General features: G+C 52.9%; 18 protein-coding genes. 11 read left to right on the top strand and 7 right to left on the bottom strand.

Features of this window, described 5'->3' with window-relative positions; translation table 11 throughout:
• Positions 1-2 precede the first annotated feature (2 nt).
• Together ACWHYZ_RS20950 and ACWHYZ_RS20945 are read left to right on the top strand one after the other, a co-directional pair.
• Entirely contained in the window at positions 3-2,696 is a 2,694-nt protein-coding gene (locus ACWHYZ_RS20950; RefSeq protein WP_447984606.1) for an ATP-binding response regulator, read from the top strand.
• Between the two features lie 66 nt (positions 2,697-2,762).
• Positions 2,763-4,148: an OmpP1/FadL family transporter gene (locus ACWHYZ_RS20945; protein ID WP_447984605.1), complete on the top strand. Its 1,386-nt coding sequence runs from the start codon at positions 2,763-2,765 to the stop codon at positions 4,146-4,148.
• Between the two features lie 51 nt (positions 4,149-4,199).
• Here ACWHYZ_RS20945 and ACWHYZ_RS20940 read toward each other — a convergent pair whose 3' ends face one another.
• Together ACWHYZ_RS20940 and ACWHYZ_RS20935 are read right to left on the bottom strand one after the other, a co-directional pair.
• Positions 4,200-5,105, bottom strand: coding sequence for a hypothetical protein (locus ACWHYZ_RS20940; protein WP_447984604.1), 906 nt, complete (start codon positions 5,103-5,105; stop codon positions 4,200-4,202).
• The gene (locus tag ACWHYZ_RS20935; RefSeq protein ID WP_447984603.1) at positions 5,106-5,432 is read right to left on the bottom strand and encodes a carboxypeptidase-like regulatory domain-containing protein; all 327 of its coding nucleotides are present in this window, start codon (positions 5,430-5,432) and stop codon (positions 5,106-5,108) included.
• Between the two features lie 85 nt (positions 5,433-5,517).
• Between ACWHYZ_RS20935 and ACWHYZ_RS20930 the strand changes: the two genes are divergently transcribed.
• The 6 genes from ACWHYZ_RS20930 (at position 5,518) to ACWHYZ_RS20905 (ending at position 12,974) form a co-directional block, all read left to right on the top strand.
• Positions 5,518-6,336: a class I SAM-dependent methyltransferase gene (locus tag ACWHYZ_RS20930; RefSeq protein ID WP_447984602.1), complete on the top strand. Its 819-nt coding sequence runs from the start codon at positions 5,518-5,520 to the stop codon at positions 6,334-6,336.
• 178 nt (positions 6,337-6,514) lie between these two features.
• Entirely contained in the window at positions 6,515-8,131 is a 1,617-nt protein-coding gene (locus ACWHYZ_RS20925) for a B12-binding domain-containing radical SAM protein (protein ID WP_447984601.1), read from the top strand.
• 221 nt (positions 8,132-8,352) lie between these two features.
• Positions 8,353-10,476, top strand: coding sequence for a universal stress protein (locus ACWHYZ_RS20920; RefSeq protein ID WP_447984600.1), 2,124 nt, complete (start codon positions 8,353-8,355; stop codon positions 10,474-10,476).
• 49 nt (positions 10,477-10,525) lie between these two features.
• Positions 10,526-11,914, top strand: coding sequence for a radical SAM protein (locus ACWHYZ_RS20915; protein WP_447984599.1), 1,389 nt, complete (start codon positions 10,526-10,528; stop codon positions 11,912-11,914).
• Positions 11,915-12,031: 117 nt separating this feature from the next.
• Positions 12,032-12,514: a hypothetical protein gene (locus ACWHYZ_RS20910; RefSeq protein WP_447984598.1), complete on the top strand. Its 483-nt coding sequence runs from the start codon at positions 12,032-12,034 to the stop codon at positions 12,512-12,514.
• A 298-nt stretch (positions 12,515-12,812) separates the two neighbouring features.
• The gene (locus ACWHYZ_RS20905) at positions 12,813-12,974 is read left to right on the top strand and encodes a hypothetical protein (RefSeq protein WP_447984597.1); all 162 of its coding nucleotides are present in this window, start codon (positions 12,813-12,815) and stop codon (positions 12,972-12,974) included.
• Between the two features lie 72 nt (positions 12,975-13,046).
• On the opposite strand, the gene ACWHYZ_RS20900 is transcribed toward ACWHYZ_RS20905, so the two are convergent.
• From ACWHYZ_RS20900 to ACWHYZ_RS20890, 3 genes are read right to left on the bottom strand one after another with little or no spacing between them, the layout of a single operon-like run.
• The gene (locus ACWHYZ_RS20900; protein ID WP_447984596.1) at positions 13,047-13,301 is read right to left on the bottom strand and encodes a type II toxin-antitoxin system RelE family toxin; all 255 of its coding nucleotides are present in this window, start codon (positions 13,299-13,301) and stop codon (positions 13,047-13,049) included.
• On the bottom strand, positions 13,279-13,431 hold the full coding sequence (locus tag ACWHYZ_RS20895; protein ID WP_447984595.1) for a hypothetical protein: 153 nt from the start codon (positions 13,429-13,431) through the stop codon (positions 13,279-13,281). Before ACWHYZ_RS20895 ends, ACWHYZ_RS20900 begins: the two co-directional genes overlap by 23 nt.
• Complete coding sequence (locus ACWHYZ_RS20890) at positions 13,415-13,495, bottom strand: type II toxin-antitoxin system prevent-host-death family antitoxin (RefSeq protein WP_447987626.1); 81 nt, start codon at positions 13,493-13,495, stop codon at positions 13,415-13,417. Before ACWHYZ_RS20890 ends, ACWHYZ_RS20895 begins: the two co-directional genes overlap by 17 nt.
• Before the next feature lie 647 nt (positions 13,496-14,142).
• Between ACWHYZ_RS20890 and ACWHYZ_RS20885 the strand changes: the two genes are divergently transcribed.
• Positions 14,143-16,218 (top strand): TonB-dependent receptor plug domain-containing protein, encoded by a 2,076-nt coding sequence (locus tag ACWHYZ_RS20885; RefSeq protein ID WP_447984594.1) that lies wholly within the window; start codon positions 14,143-14,145, stop codon positions 16,216-16,218.
• A gap of 286 nt (positions 16,219-16,504) precedes the next feature.
• Entirely contained in the window at positions 16,505-16,642 is a 138-nt protein-coding gene (locus ACWHYZ_RS20880; RefSeq protein WP_447984593.1) for a hypothetical protein, read from the top strand.
• Positions 16,643-16,714: 72 nt separating this feature from the next.
• Here the strand turns inward: ACWHYZ_RS20880 and ACWHYZ_RS20875 are convergent, their stop codons facing one another.
• Together ACWHYZ_RS20875 and ACWHYZ_RS20870 are read right to left on the bottom strand one after the other, a co-directional pair.
• Positions 16,715-16,969, bottom strand: a complete 255-nt coding sequence (locus tag ACWHYZ_RS20875; RefSeq protein ID WP_447984592.1) for a type II toxin-antitoxin system RelE family toxin — start codon at positions 16,967-16,969, stop codon at positions 16,715-16,717.
• Entirely contained in the window at positions 16,947-17,234 is a 288-nt protein-coding gene (locus ACWHYZ_RS20870; protein WP_447984591.1) for a type II toxin-antitoxin system Phd/YefM family antitoxin, read from the bottom strand. Before ACWHYZ_RS20870 ends, ACWHYZ_RS20875 begins: the two co-directional genes overlap by 23 nt.
• Before the next feature lie 762 nt (positions 17,235-17,996).
• On the opposite strand from ACWHYZ_RS20870, the gene ACWHYZ_RS20865 reads away from it, so the two are divergent.
• Positions 17,997-19,901, top strand: a complete 1,905-nt coding sequence (locus ACWHYZ_RS20865; RefSeq protein ID WP_447984590.1) for a TonB-dependent receptor plug domain-containing protein — start codon at positions 17,997-17,999, stop codon at positions 19,899-19,901.
• The last annotated feature ends 14 nt before the right edge of the window (positions 19,902-19,915 follow it).

Here is a 19,915-nt window from a genome sequence, read left to right as displayed (position 1 = left end):
TCATGAGAGACGAGCATTCGGCGCAGCCGGCGCTTCTCTCCGAAGATCATACGATCCTTGAACGGGCCTTCATGGAATATCGCCCCTTCGGGGTGGATGAGCGAGGAGAGAAGGTGACCGATGTCAGCGGCATGATCGTCCTGGACAATGTGGAGTTACTGCAAGAACGCCTTACAGACATCGGTGGGGCACCGGCGGGTGTGCAGGCCGTCGAGGACTTATGCCGGCTTCTGAACGAGCGGATTCGCGACTCTGCTTATCACGTCACGCCGTCGTTTCTCAAGAACGTCTGGAACAGTTACTCGTATGAATTCGTGTCATACCTGCGGGAATTCTGCACCCAGTTGTCCGGGGATTCGCAGTTTCATTTCAATGTCGGCCGGGAGAAACACATTTCTCCGTTGATCCAAACGTTGGGGCGACCGTTCCCATTGGCGCAAATTTATCGGATGTATCCCTACTTTGCTGAAAAGTATACGAAGGGATCCATCGAGTGCAGCGTGGGCGAGGTGACCGACCACTCCGCGATTTTGAGGTTGAGGTTTACCGAACGCACCCTTCAACAGTTCGGTCCTTATCGAAAAGCCTGCGCACGACAGGCCTGCGAATCTGCAAAAGGCAGAATCTCGATGGTGCCGGCTCGCCTTCATCATTTGCCTCCGGCCAGTGTCGCAGACCGTTCCTGTATCGCGCTTGGAGATGAGTGGTGCGAATGGGAGGTCTCCTGGCCGGCTCATCAGGACAGCAACCTGTTCTGGCCTACCTGGGGCCTCCTCATGAGCGGTGTGGCATTTGGGTATCTGCAGATGTTCCATCCAAGCGTGACGGCGGTGGAAGGTCTCGGCATCGCCCTGGTTCCCGCTCTTGTCTCCTGGCTGACGACCAGTCGGCGGTTACACAAGCATGCGAAGGTGAGGGAATCCATTATTCACGAGCAGATTAAATTTGTCGAAGTGCGGCACGAGGAACTGCGCGAAGCCTACGTCAATGAGGAGCGAATACGGGTTGAGCTGCGTCGGAAGGTGAACCAATTAACGGCGCTACACGGCGCCGGGTTGCTGTTTAATTCCACGCTGGACCGCGAGACGCTTCTGCAGAACGTCTTGGGCACGCTCCTGCGCGAGTTGCATTACGATCGGGCCATGATCTCGTTTTACGAGCCGGTTCGGCAGGTGATCTATGACGCGCGAATACTTGGTGTGTCGGAAGAGATACAAGCCTTCGTGCGGTCCCTTGAGGTCCCGGTGATCGATCCGGAAAGTCCGGAAGGCCGGGTGGTCCTTCAAGGCAAGCCGATTCTCATCGGCGACATTCAGGAGGTCTGGGAGACACTCCACCCGTTTAATCAACAACTCGCCTTGGTCACGCACGCCAAGTCCTTCGTGTCCGTCCCGCTCAAAACGAAGGATCGCATTCTGGGTGCGCTCATGGTCGACCGGGCGCAGCAGCATAGCCTGACGCAAGACGACCTGGATTTGATGGTGACGCTGGCCAACCAAGTCGCTATTGCGCTCGACAACGCTTCCGCCTACCAGCAGATCGAAGAGATGAATGTCGGCTTGGAAGCGAAGGTGCGCGAACGGACATCGGCTCTCGAAAAAGCGGATCAACTTCGTTCCTTATTCTTGTCGCACGTCTCCCATGAATTGAAGACGCCGCTCACCTCCATTAAAGGATTCGTGGAAAACATGCTCGGCGGCCTGGCGGGTCCGCTCAGCGAGAAACAGCACGTGTATCTGGAGCGCACCAGCGTGAACGTCGATCGCCTCATCCGTATGATTGAAGACCTGCTTGATCGAACGCGAATCGAGACCGGCACGCTCGAGATTTCTCCGGCCGAGGTGATCCTTCAGCAATGCGTCGCCGATGTGTATGAACAGCTTCGCCCGCTGGCGGCGGTGAAACGGCAGCGACTGGAGGCCTTCTATCCGAACACAGAACTGATCGTGTGGGGGGATGCGGATCGCTTGATTCAAATTTTCACCAACCTGATACAGAACGCCATCAAATTTACGCAAGAAGATGGAGAGATCCTCGTTCGAGTCGTGCAGGACGGTCCTCAATTCGCCGGCGTCGCGGTGAGCGATACCGGCCCGGGAATCCCTCCCGAGGCCGTTGAGAAAGTATTCGATCCCTTCTTTCGGGTGGGGCACGGGCGGAAGGGCGGCCCGAAAGGGCTCGGCTTGGGCCTCTCCATCACCAAGACATTCGTCGAACTCCATGGCGGGAAAATTTCCGTTCGAAGCGAGTTGGGCAAGGGCACCGAGTTTTACTGTACTCTGCCTCTCCGGCCGCTGTTGGACGCGTCCCAAGACAGCGTGAGTGTCACGGCAAAACGAATCCTTGTCGCAGACGATGATCCCGATATCCTTCAGCTCCTTGCCGACCGGCTCCATGCGTGTAGATACGATGTCGAGACCGCCAATGATGGGGCCCACGCATTGACGTTACTCGCAGGCGAAGTCTTCGATGGTCTCATTCTAGACATCGGCATGCCGGACATAGATGGGCTTGAGGTGTTGCAGCGGATCCGCGAATGGAACCTTCGCATGCCGGTGATCATGGTGACGGCGTCCGGATCCAAGGAACGCGCGGTCCAGGCCGTCGGTATGGGAGCTCAAGCCTATCTTCTCAAACCATTCGACCCGACAGAATTACAACAAGTAGTTGAGTATTGGATTGGCCGTACGTCATGATGCGACCCGCTCCCTCAGTAGTTCAACCGCAGATACGATTTCTAAGTAATGATGTGGAGGCTGTAGATGGTTGGCATCCGCGTGACGAGGCGTTACGTTATTGTTGCGTTCAGTGTCTATCTACTCCTGTTTATCCTATCTCAGAGTAACCTCCACGCCCAAACCCCCCGCATTCAAAGTCAAGGTATCGGCGCAGCCGGGATGGGCAATGCCTTTACCGCCCAGGCAAATGACCCATCGGCCGTCAATTACAATCCCGCGGGAATGACCCAGCTTTCCGGGGTGCAGACGATGTTTGGCGCGTTGGCGGCCGGCGGGACGACGCACTTTACCAGTCCGACGGGCGCGACGACGACAGGGGATCGGGGCGGCAGTATCGCCTGGCCTCCCCCCGCGCATGTCTATCTGACGGCCAATCTCGGGGACCTTGGCGTTACGTCACTGTCCAGAGTGACGGCCGGCATCGGCCTGGTCAGCCCCTTTGGCTCAATGACGCGGTATCCCGAAGATGGGCCCTTTCGTACGGCAACGACGTTCACCACGATGCCGCTCATCGATATTAAGCCCACGCTGGCGTACAAGATGAACGATCAGATGTCGATTGGACTTGGGGCCGATATCTATACCTTTTCGAGTCTCGTCGGCGAAGGCCAGATCGAGAAGCATTCCATCTGGCCGGGAGGAATGGGCATCCAGGCCGGATCGAAGATCGAACTGTCTGGCAAGGATACGGCAGCCGGATTCAATGTCAGCCTGCTGTACACGCCGCTGCGCAATGCAGCAGGCAAGCCGATAGCCAATATTGGCCTGGTCTATCGCAGTCAGGCCACGCTTCATTTGGCCGGCGCCTTATTGGCGAATGGCGCAAACGTTTCGAATGCCACCGCAACGCTCGTCTTACCGCAGATATTTTCGGCCGGCATTGCGATCTGGCCTATTCGGGATGACGAGCGTGAATGGAAACTCGAACTCGATATTGATTACATCGGATGGAAATCCGTGAGAAATTTGGATGTGCACCTGGCCAACGGCGCAACTATCCCACAACCTCAGAACTGGCGGAGCACCTATAACATCATGATTGGAACCGAATACCGATGGCTTCGACTGCCGTCATTGTCAGAGTGGGAAGTCGCGCTGCGGGCCGGGTATATCAATCAACAGACGCAGATGCCGGATGTGACCTTCGATCCCGGCATTCCTTCAGCCGATGTCCATACTGCCACCATCGGGGTGGGCTTGTTATGTAAAGCGAATGGCTCTTTTCTTGGTCGCAAATGCGGTGATATCGGTATTGGATCCATCAAGCCGAAAGCCATCGGCTTGGACTTGTCCTATCAGGCCGCTTTTTACGAAGATCGCACCATTACCGGCAACCGCAATCCCACGGTCAATGGCGTGTATAAGAGTATGTTCCACTTAGGCGGCGCCAGCTTGCGGTTTATCTTTTGATGGGGCGGGAGGCCCAGCAGTAGGGCAATCCTTCAGTCGCGTTTCTCTGCGTCATTTTCCGGATCCATTCCCCTTGGCCGCCGTGCCTTCCGTGGTTTTCAACAGTTCTTTCACGACTTCCTGATAGTACGGCTTCTCTTTCAGCCCGGCGTAGGCTCCCGGGAAATAGACCAGCGTGATATTGGCATACCCCTTTTCGAAGTTGTTCAAGGTGATGGCCACGCGCTGATCATGGGAGAGACGTGTATGATCGATCATCGGGAAATCGTAAAAACCCACCCAAAATTCCACATTGTTCCTCGCGAACTCGGAAGCCGTCTGCTCTGGAGTCATCACTTCGAGCCGGATGCGAAGCTCCTGCGTCTCAGAGTTGACCTCCATGACGTAAATGCGAAACTCCCGCTGGATTTCTTCCAACGATAACAGGGTTTCTTCAAGCTCCAGCGGCATCCCTTTTCTTGATGTAGGGACATTGGCAAGGCTGAATTTGCTGTCGAACTTCTTCCCGGCACCTTCGAGGATCACCATCTGTTTTCTAGTGATCTCGCGAGCGACCCGGCTCAATCGATCCCGGTATTCCTCTCTCCGGACGTCGGTGGATTGGCCGATTTGCTGAGCAATATTCAAGAACAGCGGCTTCAGATTCAGCGACTCGTGAAAGTTGTACGCGAGCAGCTCAAGGTTCAACACACGAACATCGAGGGACGGCGATTGAGGTTTGAGAAATGTATCAATGATCGAGGTGAACATGTCCTTCCGAAGCGCGCTCTCCGCATCCTCGCGCTTACTCATCAGCTCAGTGTACAGTCGGACGTTGGTGTCGATCTTCTGCTTTTCGTTCAAATAGCTCGAGCCCACGATGCCGAGCATGGCGACGACTGCAGCCGTGACAAAACCCCCGAGCGATTGCAGAATGATCGCCGCCTTATCCCAGCCGTCCCGTTGCTTATCCGCCATCTACTTTCTCCTGAGCACGTACTGGTCGCCGTCTTTTTCCAAGGTCAGATCGTAGCGGGTGGAATCATCGAACGAGACGATGTCGCGCGATGGGGCTTGATTCTGGTAGGTCACTTGGAGCCGACACGTTCCGGTTTCAGGAAGGAATAGGCGGTAAGAGCCATATTTGTCCGTTGCAGTGGAATAGATCTTGTCCTCGCAATGCACGTCGACGTTGATGCCTGGTCCCACTGATTTTCCGCTTTGCATCACGGTGCCCCGTATTTCACCCGCCAGCGCGAGTTCGGGAACAAGCCCGAGCAGCAGCAAAATGAGCCCTACGTTCATAACGTCCTCCCATGGGTCTTGGCAGCGGCGGATTGTAGGGTTAATGCAGTAAGAACACAAGATGCTCGGTGCTATCAGGCTTGCCTTGACAAACTCTTGGGACGAATGCTACGTCCATGCAATGGTGCCGCTACGTCATCAGACAACCGCTCCTCCACGGCCTGGCGAATCAGCCGGCCGCATAGTGTCTCAATGGTCGGGAAAGGCCCGCGAGCAAGCCGTTCAGCGAATGTTCACGGCGATCGCGCGTCGGTACGACCTCAATAACACGTTGCTCAGTTTCGGGTTGCATCATCGATGGAAGCGGATGACTGCGGCCCTGATTCCGGAGATGAACGAAGGACGCGCTATCGACATCGGTGCCGGCACGGCGGACCTGGCTCTCCTGGTCTCGCCGCGCATGGGAGCCGGAGGTCATGTGGTAGCGGTCGATTTGAATGAAGCGATGTTGCGCGAAGGCAGACAGAAGATCGTGCAGGAAGGGCTGACTCACGGCATCACCTGTCTACGAGCGAACGGGGAATGGCTGGGATTTCGCGACGAGACATTCGATGCCGCGACCGCCGGGTTTTGCATGCGCAATGTCGGAAATTTGAAACAAGCCTGTACAGAGATTCGCCGCGTCCTGAAACCAGGAGGCCGATTCATTTGTCTGGAATTTTCCCGGCCCGTCAGAGCCTCCTTACGGGCGCTTTACGATTGGTATTCCTTTCGGTTGTTGCCATGGGTCGGGACGCGCGTTGCCCATGATCAAACCGGCGTCTACGAATACCTGCCTGCCTCGATTCGTGAGTTTCCTGACCAGGAACGGTTGAGCCGGCTTTTACTGGACGCCGGGTTTCGTCACGTGACCCATCGCAATGTGACGGGCGGGATAGTGGCAATCCATGTGGCGATAAAATGATGGATGCTGAAAAGAGCTCCCAACTTTGTTCTCGGCTCATCAAAGTCCACAACGTAGCCCAGCGGCTACGTCTCCGGCTTTGATTTCGCCTGCGGGCGCCATCGGTAACGGGCGCGCCTGGGGCTGGGCGGGGTGTCACGCACATCCCTTTTAAGCATCCGTTTGAACTGTGGTATTCATGAATTCCATTCTCTATGTGTTCCTGCCCTGTAAAAAGGTCTACCCGATCGGGGCGACCTATCTGGCTGACTTTATTCACCGGCGGCGTCCGGATGTGCGACAACGCATTCTGGACCTTTCCCTCTATCCGCAGGCTCAGCGTAGCGGTGTCTTGCGCGACATCGCGTCGGCATTCTCGCCGGATCTGGTCTGCTTTTCCTGGCGGGACATTCAGATCTTTTCACCGCATGAAGGAGATGCCTCACTGGAGCATGCCTTTAATTTTTATTACTCGAGTAATCCCCTCAAGCGGCTGACGGCCTCGGTGCAAGGGCTGAAACATCTGTATCGCTACTATCAGGACATTCGTGCGAATCTTTCCTATCCGTGGCTGATCCGAAAGGAATTTCCGGCATCGCAAATCATGATCGGCGGAGGCGCATTTACGGCCTTTGCCGAACAATTGATTGAGAAGCTGCCGGATGGAACGATCGGTATTTTGGGCGAAGGCGAAGATGCGATCCTAAAGGTCATCGACGGCCAACCCCTGGACGACGAGCGATATATCCTCCGGGAGAATGGGAAGGTCTCGAAAGGTGAAAAGCATTCTCCACCGCTACTGGACGCACCGACGGTCGATTTGCCGTACCTGACGTCGATCTTTCCGCAATACCGGGAATACGTCGATGAGTGTATCGGCGTGCAGACCAAACGCGGATGTCCGTACGACTGTGCATTTTGTCTGTACCCTTATATAGAAGGGAAACGCGTGCGGTATCGCCCGCCGGCCATGGTCGTACAAGACATCGTCCAGCATTACCATCAATGGGGCGCGCGGCGATTCTGGTTTACCGATGCCCAGTTCATCACCGGCAAGGAAGCCTATCCGCAATGCACCGAAATCTTGGAGCGGATTATTCGAGATGGACTTGCCATCGAATGGTCCGGGTATATCCGGACGTCGCTGATTAGCGCCGATTTGGCGAAGCTGATGGTGCGTTCAGGGGTAGGGGACCTGGAAGTGGCCATCACCTCCGGATCGCAAGCAGTCCTGAACGATCTCCATATGGGATTCAAACTGGAGCGTCTCTATGATGGGTGCCGATATCTGGCTGAGGCGGGCTTTCGCGGGAAGGTCATTCTGAACTATTCGCTCAATTCTCCGAATGAAACGGAAGACACGCTGCTTCAGAGCGTGGAGTCCTACAAAAAGGTCGCGGCGATTCTCGGCGAGGACCGCGTATTTCCTTTGATGTTCTTTTTGGGGATCCAGCCCAACACGGATTTGGAACATCGGCTCTTAGAGGAAGGGTATCTGACCGCCGGGTATAACCCGCTGATGTTGACGCCCACAAGTATCAGGAAATTGCTGTATAACCCTGCGCCGCTCAATAAGATTATCGCGAAAGCGTGCCTGTCCGCCTGGCACAAAAAACATGGGAGCCGAGACCCACGGCCCTGGACAGGTTCTTTGTCTCAAACGGGGGAGAAAGCCGGGTATGCTGACCAGAATCTCACCAAGGGGTTGGATGCCAATTCAGGTCGCGAGGCGCTTCTGACCTTGGAACAGATTATCAGGTCAAGAAAAACGACTGACTCCACCAATGCGTCGGTAAACGTATCCGCTGCCACATAGCGTCCTGCTTTTCGAAGAGCCTCCTTCGGGTCCTTATCGTGGCCCGCCACCGTGGCTGCCGCGCCATTTTCTTGAACCCTGCAGGCACTTGAATTACTTGCATTTCGCCAGGACGCTAAGCTATCATGCCCGATCTTTGAGGGCCTATGGGCTCAAGGGAATCGTTTCATCTGTTCCTATTCTCATGAGTTCAGGGCACTGCGTTTTGAAGGAGGCGTCTGATGTATAAGACGATTTATATCCCGGTCGACAACTCGGACCATTCGAATATGGCGGTTGAACTGGGAGTCAGCTTGGCCAAAACCTTCGGGTCAAAACTCGTGGGCAGCCATGTGTATGCGGCCAAGATGCACGATAAACGATTCAAGCAGATGGAAGCCGGCCTCCCGGAGGAATATCACGACGAAAAAGAATTGGACCGCCAACGCCAAATCCATGACTCTCTGATTACCCGCGGCCTTCAAATCATTACCGACTCGTATCTCGACTTTATCGACAAGAAGTGTACTGAAGCCAACTTGCCCTTGGAGCGCCGGTCCCTCGAGGGCCGTAATTGGAAGGTCCTGGCCGAGGACATCAATACCAACGGGTATGAGTTGGTGATCATGGGAGCCTTGGGCGTCGGCGCCGTCAAGGACAGCGTGATTGGAAGCAACACCGAGCGCGTCGTCCGCCGGGTCCGTAAGTCCGATATGTTCATCATCAAGGAGACGAAACCGATGAACGGCGGCAAGATCGTCGTCGCGGTGGACGGCAGCCCCTATTCATTTGGTGGACTGATGACCGGCCTGGCCCTAGGCAAGGCGTTGAACAAGCCGGTGGAAGCGATTGCCGCCTTTGATCCTTATTTCCACTATGCCGCTTTTCATAGCATTTCCGGCGTGCTCAATGAAGAAGCCGGCAAGGTCTTCCGGTTTAAGGAACAGGAAAAGCTGCACGAAGAGATTATCGACAGTGGATTAGCCAAGATCTATCAGTCGCACTTGGACATCTCGCGCGAACTGGCTCAAGCTGAAAACACCGACGTCAAGACGACGCTGCTGGACGGAAAAGCGTTTGAGAAGATCATTCAGTATGTTCGCAAGGAGAATCCCTGGCTGTTGATTGTCGGGCGCATCGGCGTTCACAGTGACGATGATATGGATATCGGCAGCAACACCGAAAACCTCTTGCGTGCCGCCTCCTGCAATGTCCTTATTTCGAATAAGAAATTTGTGCCTCCCATCGATACGCAAGCCGAGTACACCATTGCATGGACGGAGGAAGCGCTACGGCGAATGGAAAAAATTCCGGTCTTTGCCCGGGGGGTCGCCAAAACCGCGATTCACCGATATGCCATCGAAAAGGGCCATACGATCATCAGTAACACGGTGGTCGACAACGCCGTCGGTCACATCCTGCCGAAGGGCGCCATGGATGCGATGCGCGCGCTGGGTGGCAATCTGGATGCTGCCGGAATCGATCGCGACAAGATGCAAGCGGACGATGCGGTGGCGGCTGACCTCATGGGATCTACTCTGAGCGGGATGATGACCGAGATCGTTGAAGAAAAACCGGCCGTCAGCACAGACACACAAGCCTACCTCGATCGCATGACCCAGAACTATTTCGTGTGCGATGGCTGCGGATACATCGGCAAAGGCGAGACGCCGGTCAAGTGTCCGGTGTGCGCAGCAGAAGGCGACCGCTTCAAGCAAGTTGATAAGACTATCTTCGAGGCGGCGGCCAAGGCCGAAGGGACGTTGGAAACCGATATGGCTTATGACGACGTCCCGATGCAGTGGACGAAGGACGCCAAGGAAGCGATTCGAGCGGTTCCGGCCGGGTTCCAGCGGCGACGCGCCAAAGCTCGAATTGAAAAGTCCGCTCGCAAACTCGGCATGACGACCATTACGCTGGAATATGCCGCGCCGACCATTAAAGAAGCTGCAGCCGAGGACTACACTCCCATCTTTGCCAATAAGGGGACGGGAACGGACTCAGAGGCGTCAGCGAAAGTCAATGCCGTCACTGAGAATGGCCATAGTCACGACAAGGGGAATGGCAACGGGAACGGCCATGGCAACCCTGCGTCTGGTGAGTCCAGTGAAGCGAAGGCAGCCCCATCACCTTATATATGGACGCCCGAGGCGCTCGAGCGACTGGAGCGTGCCCCGGAAGGGTTTATGCGAGATTGCACGCGAGCCTTGATCCAGAAGCACGCGGACAAGGTAGGCGTCACGCTCATTACTCTTGAGGTGGCCCATGAGGGCATCGAGCAGGCGAAAGATTACATGAAAGAAGCGATGACCACGGGCAATCTCAAAGATATGATTGCCAACCTGACGGGTAAGGCTGCCTCTTAGACGGAACCGCAGATTTCAAATCGAGAATTTTGGATTGATGCCAAAGAATATGGGTAAACCTCTTCCTATCTTCGACTTTTCGCGGCTCGCTGGAAAGCTGGATTCACTGGAACAGCAAGTCACGCGGTTCATGGGCATGGCGCCCGGCACCATCTCCATGGTAAACGACGGCAGGACCGTCGATGATTTTAAGCCCTTTCTGATCGCCCTTAACCTGACCAAGCGCTGTAATCTCAAATGCTCCCATTGCTATTTGGACGCTACGACAAAGGCCGGCGGCGGATCCGATGAGCTGACGACCGATGAATGCTATACCCTGATCGATCAAATTGCCGAAGTAAACAAGGGCTGTCTCCTGGTGATCACCGGCGGTGAACCGCTGACCCGCCCTGATATCCTCGACATCGCCCGCCATGCCGTGAAGCTTGGTTTCATGGTGGTGTTCGGCACCAATGGCATGCTGATCAACGATCGCATGGCCAAGGAATTGGTCGACATCGGTGTCATGGGGGTGGGCATCAGCATCGACTCCTTGGATGCGCAGAAGCACGATACCTTCCGTGGCCTGGATGGGGCCTGGGACGGAGCCGTCAAGGGGATCGAGGCCTGCAAGCGAAATGGGCTGCAGTTCCAAGTCCACTTCAGCGCCCAGCCGATGAACTACCGGGAATTGCCGGATGTCGTTGAATGGGCTCACACGCTCGGCGCCAGAGTGTTGAATGTGTTTTTCATGGTATGCACCGGCCGTGGCGAGGAACTCTCCGATATCACCCCGGCCCAATACGAAGAAGTGCTCGGCTATCTGGTTGAGTGCCAGGACAAATACAAAGATATGCTTGTACGCGCCCGATGCGCGCCGCACTTCAAGCGACTGGCCTATGAAAAAGACCCGAATTCGCCGATCACCAAGGCGCAGGGCTACATGGGCGGCGGCTGTTTAGCCGGGACGAACTATGCACGCGTGACGCCGAACGGGGAACTCACGCCGTGTCCTTACATGCCGCTCTCAGCGGGAAATGTCCGCGAGAAGAGTTTCGTCGATCTGTGGGAAAAATCGGATATCTTCGACTCCTTTCGCTATCCGCATCTTAAAGGTAAATGCGGTGACTGCGAGTACAGCGAGATCTGCGGCGGGTGCCGGGCACGGCCGTACGTCGATCACGGCGATTGGCTCGACGAGGACCAATGGTGTCTCTATACGCCGAAAGGCGGCGAGAAAGTTAAGGTGGCGTTTAATGTTCCGGAGTCCACTGACGCGGTGTGGGATGAGGCGGCCGAGACGCGCTTGAGCCGCATTCCATATTTCCTGCGCGCCATGGTGAAGAAGGGCGTCGAACGCCATGCGCAAGAACAGGGCATTGCCGTCATTACCGTGGAGCTGATGGAAGAGCTCCGCAAGAAGCGGTTTGGCAACGAAGCCCCGGTGTTTAAATTTTGAAAAAGCTGTTAGCCATCAGGTCTCGGCTGTCAGCTTCTAGCATTTCTTTAATGGAACGCTGCTCAGAGAAAGCTGATTGCTGAAAGCTGACCGTTCCATCCGAAGCTGCTCCAACCCATGAATCAATTTATCGCGATCGTCAACCACTGGCTACATCTTATGTCTGCCGTCATCTGGATCGGCGGCCTGGCGTTTCTCGTCATGTCCGTGACTCCCGCCTTACGGAGTGCCGTGCCCAAGGAGTATCTCAAGCCGGTAATCGACGCGATCTCCACGCGCTATCGCAAGATCGTGGGCATCCTCATGCTGGTCATTCTGATGACAGGCGGCGTCAATCTGCACTACATCAGCCAAATGATGCTCTCGCAAACCGCACTCGGTATTTCGAACAACCCAAAGTACCTGACGATTCTGTTTATCAAGCTCACGTTGGTACTCGGCATCATCACGCTCTTTCTCTACACGTTCATCTTCAAAAGCGAACCTGCAACTGATGACACCGAAGAAGAATTGGAAGCCGTCCCCTTCCAACGTGTCGCGTTCTGGATGGGGATTCTCATCATCCTCTGTGCCGCTGCCCTCAAGTATCTGCATTTCTGAAAGCCGTTTGCTCTGCACTCAGTTCGTCTTTCTTCCTGTTCTCCATTCCCGTTGAAGCGCGTCACCACTTCGACTCTGTATCGACATCGATACAGATTAAATGCCGTTTGCGATACACCTTTCGATGGCTCTGATGGTTTTAGGGGTCCGTCTACTAATAAGCGAAGGCAGTACTGCTGATCTTAGCGGTACTTATGCAGTGGTGTTCTTGTGATGAGCAACATCGCTGTCTTGGCACAGCCGTTGCTCCAGCACATGCCTAGAAGCAAGATCAATCAATTGAGAGGAGGTGAGCACAATGGAAATGGCATGGGGAATCGTTATGACAGGATTCACACTGTTCGGGATGATGGCGCTTGTAGTCATGAACGCGACGATGACGGATAAGCAGAAGTGTGACTCAGCGATGCCGTATACAGATGAGTCTGCGATGACGACTGAAATTAAGAAGGCAGCGTAGATGCAGAGGGGGACGATCGGTGTCGGTGCTGACGATCGCGATGATGCATGCCCGCGGGCGCGCGATCAAACCTTACCGATACACATCGGGTCGTAATTCGAGAAAGAGCACGTCCATGGCACTGCTGTTGATACGGTGGAAGATGCGAAAGGATCCAACGCGATAGGCTTTAAGTCCCCTCGGCTGAAGCTTCAGAGATTTGCCAAGGTTGGGATGAAGACACAGATCTCGGATCGCTTCCTTGAGATGTTGTGCCGTTCCCTCATCAGCTGCCTGGAGAGCACTGATCGCCTGTTGAGAAAAATTAACGCTTTTTACGCGTCCCATGCAGTGGTTCCCCAAAGGCGTGCTCAAACGACTGTGCCCGACCATTCTTGAAGTCAGTTAATCCAGCACGAATACCCGCCATCGTCTCCTTTCTCGACACCAATTCCAACGTTTCAACCCAACTTTCCATATTCCTCCACACCCATGAGTACCGCCGCTCGTTTGCCTTTGCGCGTAATGATGATCCGGTCCATGACCTTCTGATCCGATTGACCAGCGCAGAATTGATTTTCCTAAGTTGTTATTCCCTGGCACCATCACGTTGCCAGAAAGCGCGATTGTGCGGTATACAATTTGCCTCTTCTGGTTGCTGTACCAATTTCTGTACGAAGAGCAAGGAGGAACTCATGACGAGAACCATCCTCGTTTAGAAAACACGTCAAACACTTCCGATCCTGCGGATTTCTACAAAATCGCTTCGCGTTTCGGATTATCTAGGAAGATACAGTGTGTATCCGAATAGATCACCCCCGAAAGATACTCATGAGCCGCTCTTGTCGTTCAACGAAGCTCAAGAAAAAAGAGATTACGATGCTGTGCGAGCTCATGTCTCAACGGCTCTACTCTTAGGGCCGAGGGGCAGTATTCACTGAAAAATCGAGTCTCTACGTAGCACATTGAAGTCAGGCTCAACCCGGCCATCCTCATCGTCGATGTAATTCTCATTCCATCATTCAGCGTACAAAGAATCGTACAACGCACTGCCCTCGTCGGCGCAAATTTACGGGTACGGTGTTTGCTGCAACTCGGGCATACATTCCGTTTCCGTTCGGACACCTATCTATCATTTCGGATTCATAACTTATTCTTTCACGGAGGTGCCCCGCACGGGATAGCTTCAATGGCTTTAGGGCTTAGTAAAGAATTTCATTGGATAGGTGTGGAATGCTCAGAGCTAGCTGATTCTCAACTTCGCAGATTTATCACAGTCATTGTCTTGGTCCTTACGCCTCTATCAGCTTTTGCACAAGCCCCTTTAGCACATGCGCCGGACGATTCGTTGGAGGCACTTGAACTCATCAAGGAAGAGGAAAGTGTAAGCATCGCCGCGCGCCACGAGCAGCCGATTTCTCAGGCGCCGCAGAACGTATACGTTATTACCGAGGAGGAAATCCGACATTCAGGCAATGTCGATCTCCCGACCATTCTTCGCCGCATTCCTGGCATGGAGGTGATGCAGACGACTGGTGCCGATTTTGATGTCAGTGTCAGGGGGGATAACCAAAATGTTGCGAACAAACTGCTCGTTCTTGTTGATGGACGATCCATTTACGAGGACATCAATGGGCAAGTTTGGTGGAAAGCGATTCCGGTGACCTTGCCCGAAATCAAGCGGATCGAAGTGTTAAAAGGTCCGGCTTCCGCCTTATACGGGTTCAACGCTTTCGATGGTGTGATCAATATCATCACAAAGTCTGCAGAAGAAATGAAAGGCACTACGGTGCAGTTTGGTGGGGGGGCGTTTGGCACGATCAGTAGTGCGGCGATCTACGCCAATACCCATGGCAGGCTAGGTTATCGATTGTCTTACGGCCATGACCAGAACCAGCAATGGCGGAATGGCGATGCTCTCGCATTCCGCGACAACAAGTTCAACGGCCAACTCGAATATGCTTTGCCCGATGAATCTAAGCTCACCCTTTCGGGTGGATATGTTGATACCAACGCCTTTGACGCGATACTGACCGGCAATTTCATCCGGTCGCCTGAATCGTTTACCAATGGACACGCCACAGCGCTATACGAGAAGGGGAACTTTTTTGTTCGACTCTGGTGGCAGAATTGGAACAACGTTTCTCCTAATATCGTCGATCCCAGCATCGCGCGATTCATTTCTATCACCGACCGACTTCGAAATCCGACTGCCTTTTTCCGGCAGGACAGTTATAACGCAGAAGCTCAACACGCCCTTCAATTGGGAGCGACAAACCGCCTGACTTACGGATTCAATCTGCGTCATAACACGGGGTCGTCCAATTTCTTCAATGGACCGTCGATTGAAGACCGGCTGGGTTTTTACGTTCAGGATGAATGGCGGGCCACAAACACATTAACGGCCGTTGCCGGTCTGCGCTATGACATGGATTCCTTTATTAATCCGACTTACAGTCCCCGTGGTGCCCTGATTTACAGTCCAGCTGAGAATCATACCTTTCGGCTTTCTGCCGCCGTTGCTTATCGGCCACCAACCATGTTTCAGTTTACTTCGAACTCGAACTCAACGGTTACTATCCCTAGACCTCCCCCTTTCAGCCCCATTATCAGTCCAGGTGTGCAACTGGGGTCAAACAACCTCAATCCTGAAAAAATCGTCTCTGTTGACCTGGGATATCAAGGGTGGTTTTTTAAACACCGGCTGCGGCTACGCGGCGATGTCTTCTTCAATCACATCACCGACTTGATTGGCAGTACCAGAATCTCCACAACGCCATCCGTGCTTGGCTTTGCAAACAATGGGGTAGCAGACATCCATGGCTTCGAGGCGGGTATTGAATATCTCGCCACGTCGTGGCTGAGCGGGTTTGTGAATTACAGCTATGAGAAGATAGGGCAACACTTTGACAATCCGGATCTACTGCGCGGCGCTCCAAGGGATAAAGTGAACGCCGGCTTGCGTGCGGATTGGGCAAATGGTCTTCGCGGAGAAGTCTCCTTCAATTATGTCAGCTCGGCGGCTTACCCGGTGTCAAGTGTGTTTTCTCAATTTTCGCGTCCTCCGTTCAATGGACCATTACCGCCAAGTAACAACGTAGGTAGTTATTCACTGCTGAACCTCTATCTGGCATATGCATTCTGGAAGGATAGGGCTGAAGTGGCATTTTCTGTGTTCAATGCCTTGAATGATGTCCACAAAGAATTCCCTTTAGGTGATGAGATTGGAAGTCGAGCAATGGGCTGGCTGACAATCAAAATGTAGACAGTCCGTTCCCAATAATCTAACAAGGAGGTGCATGATGGCGCATCGGAAAATCACGATCGTCTGTCGAAGGGAACTGATTTCAAAGCATCGGCTAGACAGTTTAAAGATGTAATGACGGATGATCTTCACAATCTAACTAAGGCGGTTATTGGGCATAGAGCAACCGCAGAGGCTGCTACTCTATCTTGTTGCTGTTATTGCAGTTCTTAATGCCAACCTACTTGAATGAGAGTCGATGGTTCTCATTCGAGTAAGCTAATACTCTTGCTCAGGGGGAATCGTTATGACAGGGTTCACACTGTTCGGAATGGCGGTGCTTGTTATCATGAGTGCTGCGATGATGAACGAGCGGAAGTGTGACTCAGCGATGCCGTATACAGATGAGTCTGTGACGACGACTGAAAACAAGAAGGCAGCGTAGATGCAAAGGGGGAGGATCGGTGTCGGTGCTGACGATCGCGATGATGCATGCCCGCGGGCGCGCGATCAAACCTTACCGATACACATCGGGTCGTAATTCGAGAAAGAGCACATCCATTGCGCTACTTTTAATACGGTGGAAGATGCGAAAGGATCCAACGCGATAGGCTTTGAGTCCGTTCGGCTGAAGCTTCAGCGATTTGCCAAGATTAGGATGAAGACACAGATCGCGGATCGCTTCCTTGAGATGTTGTGCCGCTCCCTCATCAGCTGCCTGGAGAGCACTGATCGCCTGTTGAGAAAAATTAACGCTTTTTACGCGTCCCATGCAGTGGTTCCCCAAAGGCGTGCTCAAACGACTGTGCCCGACCATTCTTGAAGTCAGTTAATCCAGCACGAATACCCGCCATCGTCTCCTTTCTCGACACCAATTCAAGCGTTTCAATCCAACTTTCATATTCCTCGACACCCATGAGTACCGCCGCGGGTTTACCCTGACGCGTAATGATGATCCGGTCCATCACCTTATTGATCCGGTTGACCAGGATCGGAAGTGTTTGACGCGCTTCGGAAACGGGGATGGTTCTAGTCATAACATCCTCTCTTTTCCTATTCCTGTACAAAAATGAGTACAGCTAAGGAAAATGAAGAGGCAAATCATATACCGCGTAACGGCGTCCACGAAACAAGCGGACCGGGGAAGAAAACCTTAAGGGAAGAAACGGTTTCTGCAGAACTGTACGATTTGTTATTTCCACTATCGCATTATCCAAGAAGATACAGTGTGTATCCGAATAGATCACTCAAGAAAGATACTCATGCATAGCGGTGCTGTTCAAACCATGATGAGAGACGACAGCCCGAAGCTGCGAAAAACGGCATCATGTCCAACGACCCCGCTATAGAGCCAAAGAGCACTATCTCCTGAAAAATTGAATCGATACGTAAATGCGTAATCTTTGTGTCTGTTAGATACTTAATTTCCGTCCCGAACACCGCACCGTACAATTCTTCGTACAAGGACCTTCCTTATATTAAGCATCTTCACGTGGTACGTCCTTTGCTGGATCATGGTGAGCGTTAAAGCAAATCTTCAGAGCGCATGTATTGATTTCGATAAGAAATGCAAGACGCGCTGTCTCACACACTAGGCGATCAGATGAAGTTCCCAGGCACGGGCAACTTCTATGAGTCATAGATCCAATACATATCATATTCGAATTGACTGTCTGATCTTACTTCTACGACATGCTTGTGTCTTTGTTTTTATGATTGAAGGTCTTACGGTTGTTGCTCCCTCTCCTTCCTATGGACAAGGTCCTCTTGCGCACGCAAAGGACGAACCCTCCGATGCAATGGAACTGATAAAGGAGGAAGAAAGTGTAAGCATTGCCGCCCGTCATGAGCAGCCGATTTCACAGGCCCCGTCGAATGTCTATGTCATTACGGATGAGGATATCCGGCAGTCCGGTGCGCCGGACATTCCTACAATTCTTCGTCGCGTCCCTGGTGTCGAAACGATGCAAATGACGGGAGCAGATTTTAATGTAAGTTTCCGAGGGGACAATCAGCCTTCCGCGAACAAAGTTTTAGTACTCATTGATGGACGTTCCATCTATCAGGACAATCAAGGTGGGGTACTCTGGAAAGCAATTCCCGTTACACTTCCGGAAATAAAGCGAATTGAGGTTTTGAAAGGACCAGCGTCTGTCCTCTACGGTTTCAATGCCTTTGACGGTGTAATTAATATCATCACCAAAACACCACAAGAAATGCAGGGGACGACCTTGCAGTTCGGAGGTGGTGAATTTGGCACGATTAATAGTGCCGCAATCAATGCAGGAGTTCATGGAAAATTCGGGTATCGAATCTCATTGGGGCGGGATCAAACGAACCAGTGGCGAAATAGAGACGCATTGGCATTCCGTGACAATAAATTAAACGTCAAAACCGAGTATGCGCTTTCAGAACTCTCAAAGGTTTTTGTTGAAGGCGGTGTGGTTGATGTCAATCGGTTCGACGGTCAATTTGAGGAAGTTGCAACACCTTCTCTGACAATGACGGATGCCTATGTCCGTGCAGGTTATGAGCGCCCCAACTTCTTCATCCGGTCTTTTTGGCGAAACTACCCTATAACCTCTGATCCGGCCATCAATCCACTCCTGACCAATTTCGGTCCAGGCGGAGCGAACAATATTTTCGTTACGGACCGAAACGGGGTCCACCTTCAGGAGAATCATTTTACAACCTATGACATCGAGGCTCAGCACGGATTGGATCTGTGGCTCGGTAACCGTCTCACTTATGGCATAAATTATCGTCACAACACCGCCTCAAGCAATTACCTTTCTCAAACTGCTCAGGAAAACCGTGTAGGATTTTACGCGCAGGACGAAGTTGCAATCATCCAAGATCTGAAGTTTGTAGGCGGCATTCGATATGATCTTGATACTTACATTAATCCAACCCTAAGCCCAAGGGTCGCCTTCATCTACAGCTTGAATGCCAACCACACGCTGCGTGCTTCATTTTCCCAAGCGTACAGATCACCTAATAATTTTCAGGAATTATTTAATGCGCTATCCACGACAACCCTGTTTGGCGGGGCATTCGTGATTCCGACCGTCGTACAGGGAAGCCGCAATCTGAAGCCAGAAAAAATCACGTCATATGAGATTGGGTACCAGGGCTGGTTTTTTAAGCATAAACTCCGTATACGGGCAGATCTTTTCTACAATCAAATTTCGAATCTCATTAACTCTCGGTCCACTCCGTCAGGTATCGTGTCTTTTGTCAATGATCCCGGCCTGGCTGAAATTTATGGAGGGGAGGCCGGTTTTGAAGTTTTTCTTACGAAGTGGCTAAGTGGATTTGCAAATTACTCCTATCAAGAAATCAGTCAAACGTTTACCGATACAACGCGGAGGGCCGGTCCCCGGTTCAAAACGAATGCCGGATTTCGCACGGACTTCGAAAATGGCCTGAATTCGGAAGTGACGGCTAACTATTACGGTGCGACGACCTATCCGATTTCAAACGCGTTCTTCGCATTCGCCGGGCCGCCATTTAACGTGATCCCGCCGGATCAACGCGTTGGCAGCTATGTTCTCCTCAATGCTCGGGTTGGGTACAGATTCTGGCATGACAAGGCAGAGGCGGCCATAGCAGGATTCAATTCACTTAATGATCGTCATCGGGAGCACCCTCTCGGAGATGTGATAGGGAGTCGAGTCATGGGATGGCTGACACTTAAGTTCTGATTGGAGACCTCATT

Source organism: Nitrospira sp. Nam74, assembly GCF_965152615.1.
This window is presented reverse-complemented; position numbering and strand designations above follow the sequence as displayed.